General features: G+C 62.1%; 1 protein-coding gene and 1 pseudogene. Both read right to left on the minus strand.

Annotated features, from left to right (window positions below; translation table 11 throughout):
* A partial coding sequence (locus tag V8324_RS22065; protein ID WP_336422018.1) for a transposase occupies nt 1-275 on the minus strand: 275 nt, incomplete at its 3' end.
* A gap of 191 nt (nt 276-466) precedes the next feature.
* Nucleotides 467-803 (minus strand): annotated as a pseudogene (locus tag V8324_RS22070) (transposase); the annotation flags it as partial.
* Nucleotides 804-913: the final 110 nt, after the last annotated feature.

The following is a 913-nucleotide window of genomic DNA, read 5'->3' on the forward strand; positions in this document are numbered from 1 at the left end:
TGGCCATCCGCGCCCGCGATCCGGGCCCGGGGCACGCGCACCGTCTCCGGGCCGAAGGTGCCGACAATCTCCCGGTCGCGGTGCCCGTTGCGATAACCCGTCGCCCCCTCGCTTCGGCGCTCATAGCGACCCCGCCCAAGGGCGGCTTCCAGTTCCTCCTCGAGGATCGTCTCGATGAAATCCCGCACCCGGCTGCGGACGCCGTCCTCGAGCGGATCCGTCCAGTCGCCCCCGATGAGTGGCGCAGCGCGGTCGGTCTTGGTAGTCTCTGCAATGGCGTAATCTCCTTCGGCGGTGCCAGCCGCCGTTCATGGTTGTTTCAACACCTGGAGATTACGCCGCCCTCCCAATTTCCANCATGGCGTAATCTCCTTCGGCGGTGCCAGCCGCCGTTCATGGTTGTTTCAACACCTGGAGATTACGCCGCCCTCCCAATTTCCACCAACCCCGCGACAGGACCCTCATTGAAACCGATCATCGCTTCAGTGGGCGGCCGAGTTCCGCCTGCGCAAAATACGCTGATGCCTTGCGCAATATCTCGTTCGCCTGGCGCAGTTCCCGGTTCTCCCGTTCGAGCGCCTTCATCCGATCTCTTTCCTCGGTCGTGACACCGTTTCGCAGGGCGCTGTCATTCTCGGCCTGCTTGACCCATTCGCGCAGGGTCCGGGGAATACAGCCGATCTTGGGTGCAATGGCCGCGATCGCGCCCGCCTGCGTCTCATAGGAGCCTTGATGCTCGAACACCATCCGGACCGCGCGCGGACCTCTGGAGAGTAGCGATTTGCCATTTTGCTTTTTGTCATACCCATCATCCTTACTTAACAGGCTGCTGAAGAAGTCTGGCGAGAAGAATATTTTCCCGATCATACGGGTTTCAGCCAGACGGTTTGCGGGCGACGGGCCACGCCTTGGG

Origin of the sequence: Roseovarius sp. D22-M7, assembly GCF_037083785.1 — a bacterium.
Classification (GTDB): domain Bacteria; phylum Pseudomonadota; class Alphaproteobacteria; order Rhodobacterales; family Rhodobacteraceae; genus Roseovarius.